Annotated in this window: 10 protein-coding genes; 7 read left to right on the forward strand and 3 right to left on the reverse strand. The window is 67.3% G+C overall.

Going from position 1 to position 8,952, the window contains the following annotated elements; translation table 11 throughout:
• On the reverse strand, positions 1–207 hold a 207-nt coding region (locus RTU05_RS15640; RefSeq protein WP_312599265.1), incomplete at its 3' end, for a GcrA family cell cycle regulator.
• A gap of 313 nt (positions 208–520) precedes the next feature.
• On the opposite strand from RTU05_RS15640, the gene RTU05_RS15645 reads away from it, so the two are divergent.
• The 6 genes from RTU05_RS15645 to argF all read left to right on the forward strand — a co-directional run bounded on the left by RTU05_RS15645 (position 521) and on the right by argF (position 5,603).
• Positions 521–1,351: an ABC transporter permease gene (locus tag RTU05_RS15645; RefSeq protein ID WP_312599266.1), complete on the forward strand. Its 831-nt coding sequence runs from the start codon at positions 521–523 to the stop codon at positions 1,349–1,351.
• 43 nt (positions 1,352–1,394) lie between these two features.
• Positions 1,395–2,381, forward strand: a complete 987-nt coding sequence (locus RTU05_RS15650; protein ID WP_312599267.1) for a M20/M25/M40 family metallo-hydrolase — start codon at positions 1,395–1,397, stop codon at positions 2,379–2,381.
• On the forward strand, positions 2,381–2,902 hold the full coding sequence (locus RTU05_RS15655; protein WP_312599268.1) for a YcxB family protein: 522 nt from the start codon (positions 2,381–2,383) through the stop codon (positions 2,900–2,902). Before RTU05_RS15650 ends, RTU05_RS15655 begins: the two co-directional genes overlap by 1 nt.
• Before the next feature lie 89 nt (positions 2,903–2,991).
• On the forward strand, positions 2,992–4,185 hold the full coding sequence (locus tag RTU05_RS15660) for an aspartate aminotransferase family protein (protein ID WP_312599269.1): 1,194 nt from the start codon (positions 2,992–2,994) through the stop codon (positions 4,183–4,185).
• A gap of 27 nt (positions 4,186–4,212) precedes the next feature.
• Positions 4,213–4,620, forward strand: coding sequence for a GxxExxY protein (locus RTU05_RS15665; RefSeq protein WP_312599270.1), 408 nt, complete (start codon positions 4,213–4,215; stop codon positions 4,618–4,620).
• 68 nt (positions 4,621–4,688) lie between these two features.
• Positions 4,689–5,603 carry an ornithine carbamoyltransferase gene (gene argF / locus RTU05_RS15670; RefSeq protein ID WP_312599271.1) on the forward strand — a complete coding sequence of 305 codons (915 nt, stop codon included), beginning with the start codon at positions 4,689–4,691 and terminating at the stop codon, positions 5,601–5,603.
• A 55-nt stretch (positions 5,604–5,658) separates the two neighbouring features.
• On the opposite strand, the gene RTU05_RS15675 is transcribed toward argF, so the two are convergent.
• On the reverse strand, positions 5,659–6,156 hold the full coding sequence (locus RTU05_RS15675) for a pyridoxamine 5'-phosphate oxidase family protein (protein ID WP_312599272.1): 498 nt from the start codon (positions 6,154–6,156) through the stop codon (positions 5,659–5,661).
• Positions 6,157–6,230: 74 nt separating this feature from the next.
• The gene (locus RTU05_RS15680) at positions 6,231–6,449 is read right to left on the reverse strand and encodes a hypothetical protein (protein ID WP_292023466.1); all 219 of its coding nucleotides are present in this window, start codon (positions 6,447–6,449) and stop codon (positions 6,231–6,233) included.
• Between the two features lie 219 nt (positions 6,450–6,668).
• On the opposite strand from RTU05_RS15680, the gene RTU05_RS15685 reads away from it, so the two are divergent.
• Positions 6,669–8,952, forward strand: a 2,284-nt coding sequence (locus tag RTU05_RS15685) for a hypothetical protein (RefSeq protein WP_312599273.1), incomplete at its 3' end; no start/stop codon positions are given.

Below are 8,952 nucleotides of genomic sequence, written 5' to 3' on the forward strand. Positions count from 1 at the left end.
CCGCGTGGTGCGGAAGGTGGCGGCGACGGTGCGCGCCGGCTGCGACGGGGCGGCCCGGCCCGACAGGCCCAGACGGTGCACCTTGCCGATCACGGCGTTGCGGGTGACCCCGCCGCCCAGTTGCTTGGCGATCTGGCTCGCGGACTGGCCCTCAAGCCAGAGCTTCTTCAGCGCGCCTACGCGGTCGTCGGTCCAGCCTGCGGTCATGCCACCCTCCAGCGAGTTGGATTCAATATCTAGGGCCAGGCGCCCCTTCCGGGGGCTTGACCTACAACTAATCGTAAACCAGCCGTTAAGAACCGCAAGATGTGCGAATCATCCTGTCCACAGAAACCAGATGTTGAATCATCGTTAAGGTTAAGGCGAGTGGCGAGTGGCGAGGAGTGAAGAGTGAGCAAGGGGTGAGCGTGAGAGGGGAGGGCGCAGGCTTCCGCTCACCTCTCGCTCACTCCGCTCACTTTTCACCCGGGGCGCGTCCACTCCCTTGCGCAGCAAGGTCCCAGAGCGCATCTGGCGGGCCATGACCGATACGCCCGCGCTGATCTCCACCCGCCCCGCCGGCCTGCCGCAGCCGCGTCGCTATCCGGGGGTCAACTGGATCGGGGTGCAGACCCTGTACCTGCGCGAAGTGCGCCGCTTCTGGAAGGTGGGCGCCCAGACGGTGGCGGCGCCGGTGGTGACGACCCTGCTCTATATGCTGGTGTTCGTGGTGGCGTTGCAGAACGCCCGGCCGCCGCTGCACGGCACGCCGTTCGCCCTGTTCGTCGCGCCCGGCCTGATCATGATGGCCATGCTGAACAACGCCTTCGCCAACGCTTCGTCCAGCCTGATCCAGGCCAAGATCATGGGGACGGCGACCGATTTCCTGACCCCGCCGCTCAGCCCGCTGGAGCTGACCCTGGGCTTCACGCTGGGGGCCGCGACGCGCGGTCTGGCCGTCGGCCTGGTCACGGCGATCTGCGTCCTGCCATTCGCGCCGCTGCACATCGCCAATCTGTTCGCCGTCGTCTGGTTCGCCCTGGCGGCCAGCTTCATCATGGGCATGGTCGGAGTGCTGGCCGGGCTGTGGAGCGAGAAGTTCGATCATTTGGCGGCGGTCCAGAACTTCATCGTCATGCCTATGACCTTCCTGTCCGGCACCTTCTATCTGGTCGACAACCTGCCCGAGCCGTTCCGGTCGATCAGCCACTACAACCCCTTCTTCTATCTGATCGACGGTTTCCGCTACGGCTTCATCGGCCATGCGGAGAGCAATCTGGCGGTCGGGGTGACCGGTTCGGCGGCCTTGATGGCCGCCATGGGCGCGGCCTGCTGGCTGGTGTTCCGCTCGGGCTGGCGCCTGAAGAGCTAGATCGCTACCTGTTGCGGATCGCTCCTCCCAGGAAGGTCCGCCAATGCTGTTCCGTTCGCTCGTCGCCGCCACGGCCCTGTTGGCCGCCGTCCCCGCCTTCGCCCAGGAGGCCACGCCCCAGGCGGGCGACCGCCCCGACATCGCCGCCGGCGCCGCTCAGTTCGTCAAGCCCACCAACGCCGAGCGGACCCAGGTTCTGGTCGGGTTTCTGACCACCCTGGGCTTCACGCCAGAAGTTCAGACCTTCGAGGGCGGCAATCGCACGACCGGCCCGATGCAGGGCTCAAACGTCGTCGTCACCGTGGGGCAGGGCGACAAGGACATCGTCATGACCGCCCACTACGATGCGGTCAAACTGCGCGATGGAACCCTGTCGCAGGGCATCGTCGACAACATCGGCTCGGTCATGGCCATGATGGAGGCGGCCAAGACCCTGGACATGGCGCTGGAAGGCCAGCCGGTCGCCCACCGCTTCGTCTTCGTCTTCACCGACCAGGAGGAGCTGGGCCTTCTGGGCGCCAAGGCCTTCCTGGAGACGCACGGCAAGGATCGCATCGCCGCCGTCGTCAACGCCGACGTCGCCGCCTATGGCCAGACGATCATGTACGGCGAGAACAACGGCGAGCAGTCGCGCTTCGTGCTGGAGACGCTGCGCGGCCTGTGCGCCGAGCGCAACTTCGACTGCATGCCCTATCCCACCTATCCGCCCAGCGACGACCGCGCCTTCTCGGCCGCCGGCGTGCCGGTGGTGTCGCTGGGAACCCAGGACGCTATCGGCGCCCACCAGATGTGGCTGGCCTTCAACGGCGGCGAGAACAACGGCCTGAAGGAAGGTTTCGTCCCGCCGGTGTTCCAGCGCATCCACTCGACCGAGGACAGGCTGTCTTATCTTAAGGGCGTGGACGTCGCCCGGTTCGGCCTGTTCATCGCCGACCTGGGCCTGGCCCTGGACAAACGGCTGGTCGAGAACCAGGCCAAGGCCGACGCCGTCGCCGCCGAAACCGCGCCGGCGCCAGGCGGCGAAGACTGATGATCGTCGTCGAGGCGGCGGGCGTTCAGTCGACGCCGCGCGAGGGCCGGGCCGCCGTCAAGGCGTGGCCTGGGGTGCGGCGCTGGACGACCCTGCCCACCCTGTTCGTGGGCGTCGTCATGATGTCGACCATGGTGCTCTGCTTCGGTCTGTCGTCCGACCGTGTCGGCTGGATTCTCGGCTTGCAGCTCGTCGGGATTTACGGCTTCGTCGGCCTGTCGATCCTGGCGAACCTCAAGATCATGGCGGCGGGGCGTTCGACGCCGCTCGGTCAAAGACCCAGCGACTGGCGCATCGACGGTCAGGGGCTGACGATTTCGGGGCCGGATTTCGAGAGCCGCATCGGTTGGCCCAGCCTGGTCGCCGTGGTCGAGGAAAAGGATCGAATGGTCTTTGCGGCCACGCCCAACGCCAACTTCGTCCTGCCGCTGCGGGTGCTGGACGCCGATCAAATCCAGGCGTTACGCGCCATGGTCGCGGATGTCCGCGCGCGGCGCCTGCTTGGCGCCGGTGTTGACTAACACCGTCACTAATCCGACAACGCCTTTCCGTATCAATCCGGCTCCGTCGCTCGCGGCGGAGCCGTCTCGCTTTTGGAGGTCTTGGTCCCGTGTCCACTGAACATCTGATGGGTGTCTACAATCGCGCGCCGCTGGAAGTGGAACGCGGCCGAGGCGCGCGTCTGTGGGCGACCGACGGGACCGAATATCTCGATTGCGTCGCCGGCATCTCGACCAACGGCCTGGGCCACGCCCACCCCGAACTGGTCCAGGCGGTCAAGGATCAGGCCGAGAAGCTGTGGCACGTCTCCAACATCTTCCGCATTCCGGGCCAGGAAGCGCTGGCCGACGCCCTGTGCGACAGCAGTTTCGCCGATGTGGTCTTCTTCACAAACTCGGGCACCGAGGCGGTGGAGTGTGCGCTGAAGACGGCGCGCAAATATCACTCGGCCAATGGAAGCCCTGAGCGGATCGACATCTACGGCTTCGACGGCTCGTTCCACGGCCGGACCTATGGCGCGATCAATGCGGCGGCCAATCCCAGCTACACCGAAGGCTTCGGCCCGCCGATGCAGGGCTTCCACCAGCTGACCTGGGGCGACAAGGAGGCGCTGAAGGCCGCCTTCGAAAACCCGACCACGGCCGCCGTCATCCTGGAGCCGGTCCAGGGCGAGGGCGGTTGCCGCGAGACGCCGGTCGAGGATCTGCGCTGGATGCGCCAGATGGCCGACGACAACGGCGTGCTGCTGATCTTCGACGAGGTTCAGTGCGGCATGGGCCGGACCGGCAGGCTGTGGGCGCACGAATGGGCCGGCATGGCGCCGGACATCATGGCGGTGGCCAAGGCCCTGGGAGGCGGCTTCCCCATCGGCGCCTGCCTGGCCTCGGTCAAGGCGGCCAAGGGCATGACGGTCGGCGTTCACGGCTCCACCTTCGGCGGCAATCCGCTGGCCATGGCGGTCGGTCAGAAGGCCCTATCGCTGATTAACAGCCCCGAGACGCTGAACAATGTCGCCGAGATCGCCGGCTATCTGAAGCAGCAATTGGCGGGGCTTCAGGCGCGCTTCCCCGACGTGATCGTCGACGTGCGCGGCAAGGGCCTGCTGATCGGGGTCAAGCTGGTCCCGAACAATCGCGAGTTCATGGCCCTGGCGCGCGACACCCAGCAGCTGCTGATCGCCGGCGGCGGCGACAACTGCGTTCGGATGCTGCCGCCGCTGAACCTGACGCTGGACGAGGCCCGCGAAGCCATCGCCCGCTTCGAGGGCGCCTGCGAGGCGGCGCGCGAGACGCTGGCGGTCTGATCGGGTTCATCACGACGGGCACGGCGAATGCACGACGGACACGACGGCAGGGAGCCTGTTTCACCAGAGGTGAATGAGGTCGGCCGCGCCGTCATGGATGCGGCCTTCGCCGTGCACCGCGAACTTGGACCGGGTTTGCTGGAGTCGGTCTACGAGCACTGTCTCGCCGGCGATCTGAGCCGCGCCGGGCTTGCCGTCGAACGGCAGGTCGCTGTTCCCGTGCGATACCGCGGCGATCGCTTGGACGTGGGGTTCCGCCTCGATTTGCTGGTCGAGCGTCAGGTTATCGTCGAGGTGAAGGCGATCGACGCCCTGGCGTCGATCCATACCGCCCAGATTCTCACCTATCTGAGATTCTCGCAGCTTCGATTGGGCTATCTGATCAACTTCAACACGCTCAGATTAAAGGACGGTTTTCGCCGTCTGGTTCTATGATCTCGTGATCGTCGTGACATCGTTGTGCTCTTTGTGATGAAACCTTTTTCGCCTCGACCGGATCGCCAATGACCCGCCACTTCCTCGACATCCACCGGCTCGACGCGGCCGATCTGCGCGCCATTCTGGACGACGCCCATGCCCGCAAGGCCGCCCGCAAGGGGTGGCCTCAGGGGCGGGCCGACGCCGATGCGCCGGGCCGGGATCGGGTTCTGGCCATGATCTTCGAAAAGAATTCGACCCGCACCCGCTTCAGCTTCGACGCGGCCATCCGACAGCTGGGCGGCGCCTCGATCATCGCCACCGCCTCGGACATGCAGCTGGGTCGCGGCGAGCCGGTCGAGGATACCGCCCGCGTCCTGTCGCGCATGGTGGATGCGGTGATGATCCGCGCAAACAACCATGAGGATGTCGAACGCTTCGCCCGCGTCTCGACCGTGCCGGTCATCAACGGCCTGACCGACCGTTCGCACCCCTGCCAGATCCTGGCCGACCTGCAGACCATCGAGGAACACTGCGGGCCGGTCGCCGGTAAGACCATCGCCTGGATCGGCGACGGCAACAACGTCTGCCACAGCTTCATGCACGCGGCGCCCAGGTTCGGCTTCCACCTGAACGTCGCCTGCCCGGCGGAATACCATCCCGACCTGCGCGATCTGGAAAAGGGCGGCGCGGCTGTCACCCTGACCAGCGACCCCAAGGATGCGGTCAAGGGCGCCGATGTCGTCGTCACCGACACCTGGGTGTCGATGGGCGATCAGGACTATGAGGCGCGCCTCGCCGCCTTCGAGCCTTATACGGTCGACGAGGCCCTGATGGAGACGGCGGCGCCCGGCGCGGTCTTCCTGCATTGCCTGCCCGCCCACCGCGGCGAGGAGGTCGCCGACGAAGTCATCGACGGCCCGCGCTCTCTGGTCTGGGACGAGGCCGAAAACCGCATCCACGCCCAGAAGGCCGTCCTGGCCTGGTGCTTGGGCGGTTGAATGCAAAAGGGCGAGCGCCTCGGCGCTCGCCCTCCAAACCAGACTTTAAGCCGGCTTACAACTTCACGTCCGATACGCCGCCGGCGTCAGGGATGGACTTGGTCAGGTTGGCCTTGAGAACTTCGTAGCCGAAGCCCAGCGCGCCCTTGTCGGACACCCAGACGCGGCCGTCGTCGGCGTCGAAGCGGACCATGGTCAGGTGCGGGTCGTCCTTGCCGTCCGGGTACCAGGCGGCGACGACGGGGTTCCAGTATTTGTCGATCCGCGTGCGGTCCTGATCGATGCCGAGGGCGCCGTGGATGCAGGCCTGAACCTTCTGGTCCTTGGCTTGATAGCAGAACATGCCCTTCTGGCCGCCGCCGGCCACGTCGCGGGCGAAGTCGGTGTCGTCGCGGGTGAAGAACCAGATCGTGCCGGTGTCGTCCTCGCCGAATCCCGTCATGGGCTGATGATGATAGCCGGGGCGGTCGATGCCCAACATGCCGGTGTTGGACTCCTTCAGGCTCTTCCAGAATTCCTTCTCGGCCTCGGCGGGGGTCAGTTTGTCGCTCATGTGGCGTCTCCGTTGATGGGTCGCACCATCAACCGCCCGGCCCATGTCGGGTTCCTAAGGCCAAGCTTTCCGACCTAGCGGCCGGGGATCCACGGCGCGCGCTCCGCGCCGAACAAGGTCGCCAGATGGATCAACAGCAGCAGGGCCACGGCGGCGGCCCCGATCATCAGAAACCGCCAGGGCATCAGGCGCGGCCCCTTCATCGGATCGGGGGGCAGGGCGCCGCGCCAGCCGGTGAAGACCATGACGGCCAGGGCCAGGCCCAGCAGGATGACGGTGACGGTCAGGCTCATGGTTTCGCAGGTGGCGAAAGCGGCGGGTCTTGGCAAGCGAAACCCTTGCCCGGAGGTTAATCTTCACAGCGCATTAACCGTAATGATTCAGTAATCCGGACCTGTAGAGGCGCTGTCCACAGGATTGGCGGACCGCTGCTAGATATTGCGGTTAACCATCAGTTTACACCCTCGATATTGACGGTATAGCCTTCGTCGCATGGGCCGGGAGACGAATCAGTGAGCGCAGCGGCGCCGTGGAGCGTTAAGGGGATCGATCCGAAGGCGCGCGAGGTCGCCAAGGATCTGGCGCGTCGTTCCGGCATGACGCTGGGCGAATGGCTGAACTCCATGATCATGGAAGACGAGGAGGAGGGCTACGCCACCCTGCCGCGTCGCGGACCGATTTCCGACAGCTATGAGCGCCGCAACCGCAGTCGCCGGCTGGACGACGCCTACGATCTGCCCGAAAGCGACGGTCATCGGATCAGCGCCTCCATAGACGCCATCGCCGCGCGGCTGGAAGCCGCCGAGCGTCGCTCGACCGTGGCCATTCAGGGCGTGGATCAGGCGGTCGCCGGCCTGATGCGTCGGTTGGACGGCCAGGACGTCGAGGCGCAGGGCCACGCCCGCCGCATCGACGACATCGCCGAGGAGCTGCGCGAGGGGCATCGCCGCCTTCGCGCCTTCGAGCGCGAAACGGGTCCGACGACGCAGGAGGGCTTCGCCAAGGTCGAAACCTCGCTGGGCGCCCTGTCGGGGCGGATGTACGAGATCGAGGAGCGCCAGCGCCTGGGCGTCAACGACCTGCGCGAACGGATGGAGGCGGTCGAGAAGGCCGCCGGGCCGGGCGTCGGCTCCGAGCTGATGGCCCAGGTGGGCGCGCGGCTGGACGCGGCCCAGAACCGCACGACCGAGGCCCTGAAGACGCTGGAACGCTCGTTCGCCGAGCTGGATCTGCGGATGCGCGCGGCCGAGAGCCGGGTCGAGCCGGAAGGCGCGCGCGACGCCGCCCGTTTCGAAAAGCTGGCCGAAAGCCTGTCGCGTCAGATCGAGAACAATCGCGCGGAAATGATGCAGCGGCTGGACGCCGCCGAGACCGGCGCGCGGATCGACCGCATCGAGCGCGCGGTCCAGGCCGTGGGCGACCAGCTGAAGGCTTCGGAACAGAAGTCGGCCGTGGGCCTGGAGGCCATGGGCCGCGAAGTCATGCGGATCGCCCGCAATCTGAGCGCCCGCGTTCAAAAGGTCGAGGGCGAGAGCGCCGGACGCGCCGACGCCATCGGCCGCGCCGTGACCGAGGCGGTCGGCCAGACCATCGAGGCCGAGGTCGCGCGCCGCGCCGCCCGCCTGGACCAGGATTTCGCCCGCCATCTGGATCGTGTCGATCAGCGCCTGACGGCCGGCGACGACCGCCACGCCCTGGCGCTGGAGAAGCTGGGCGGCGAGATCACGCGCATCTCGGATCAACTGAGTGATCGCATCGCCCAGTCCGAGCGTCGCTCGCAGCAGGCGCTGGACGACATCGGCCGGCGTCTATCGGAAAGCTCGGACAAGATCGAGCAGCGCTACGACCGCGCCTCGGGCGAACTGGCCGAACGGATGCGGATGAGCGAGGAGCGCACCGCGCGCCTGCTGGCCGAGGCGCGCGAGAGCATGGAGACGCGCAGTCCCACGCCGATCCGCGACAAGCCCCTGGACAGCGCCTCGTCTCGCGCGATAGCCGAACGCGCCACGCCTGCGCCGATCCAGTCCGCCTCGATCGAGAGCGACTGGCGCGCCGCCGCCTTCCCCGACGAGACCTTCACCGAACAGGGCGACTGGTCCAGCGATCCGGTGACTCCGGCCGTCGCCGACGCCGCGCCCTTCCCGGCCGGCGTCTTCCAGGAGCCCGATCCGAAGGCTGAAGCCGTCGCGGCGCCGACCGCCGAGAGCGAGCCCGTCATCCAGCCGTTCAGCGGTTTTGGCGGCGCCGACGTGGACGATGCGCTGGAGGCGACCTCGCCTGGCTTCTCCGCCGCGCCGGCGGCTTCGGAACCGCGTCCTTCCAATGCGCTGGACGCGGACGAGGATGATTTCGGCGCCGAGACCGAGTTCGTCGATCCACGCCAGCTGCGCGCCAGCATGGGGGCGGCGGCCGCCGCCGGTCGCGCCTCCTCGACCCGCTCCACCATCGACGCCGCCCGCGCCGCCATCACCACGCCGCCCGAGCCGGAACCGGCTTCGCGGCAGGGTTTTGGCTTGAAGCGCGGCGGCAAGTCCAAGCTGCAGGAGCGGCTGGACCGACAGGCGGCCCGCGACGGCTCCACGGTCAAGAAGACTTTTCTGGCCTCGGTCACGGCGGTCGCCCTGACCGGCGGCGTCTATGGCTATCTGTCGCTGACGGACGGCGGCGCGCCCGGTTTCGAACTGCCGAACCTTGGGGGCGGGTCTCAACCGGCCGGCGACCAGAAGACGCCGGCGCCGCCTCTCGCCGCCTCGGCCGTGACGCCGACCGGACCGCGCGCCGCCTTCGACATCGCCG

Origin of the sequence: Brevundimonas sp. (assembly GCF_032017145.1) — a bacterium.
Classification (GTDB): domain Bacteria; phylum Pseudomonadota; class Alphaproteobacteria; order Caulobacterales; family Caulobacteraceae; genus Brevundimonas.

Excerpts from the sequence above, each read along its gene's own strand:
- RTU05_RS15645 (WP_312599266.1), top strand. The coding sequence starts at position 521 with ATGACCGATACGCCCGCGCTGATCTCCACCCGCCCCGCCGGCCTGCCG.
- RTU05_RS15650 (WP_312599267.1), top strand. The coding sequence starts at position 1,395 with ATGCTGTTCCGTTCGCTCGTCGCCGCCACGGCCCTGTTGGCCGCCGTC.
- RTU05_RS15655 (WP_312599268.1), top strand. The coding sequence starts at position 2,381 with ATGATCGTCGTCGAGGCGGCGGGCGTTCAGTCGACGCCGCGCGAGGGC.
- RTU05_RS15665 (WP_312599270.1), top strand. The coding sequence starts at position 4,213 with ATGCACGACGGACACGACGGCAGGGAGCCTGTTTCACCAGAGGTGAAT.
- argF (WP_312599271.1), top strand. The coding sequence starts at position 4,689 with ATGACCCGCCACTTCCTCGACATCCACCGGCTCGACGCGGCCGATCTG.
- RTU05_RS15675 (WP_312599272.1), bottom strand. The coding sequence starts at position 6,156 with ATGAGCGACAAACTGACCCCCGCCGAGGCCGAGAAGGAATTCTGGAAG.
- RTU05_RS15680 (WP_292023466.1), bottom strand. The coding sequence starts at position 6,449 with ATGAGCCTGACCGTCACCGTCATCCTGCTGGGCCTGGCCCTGGCCGTC.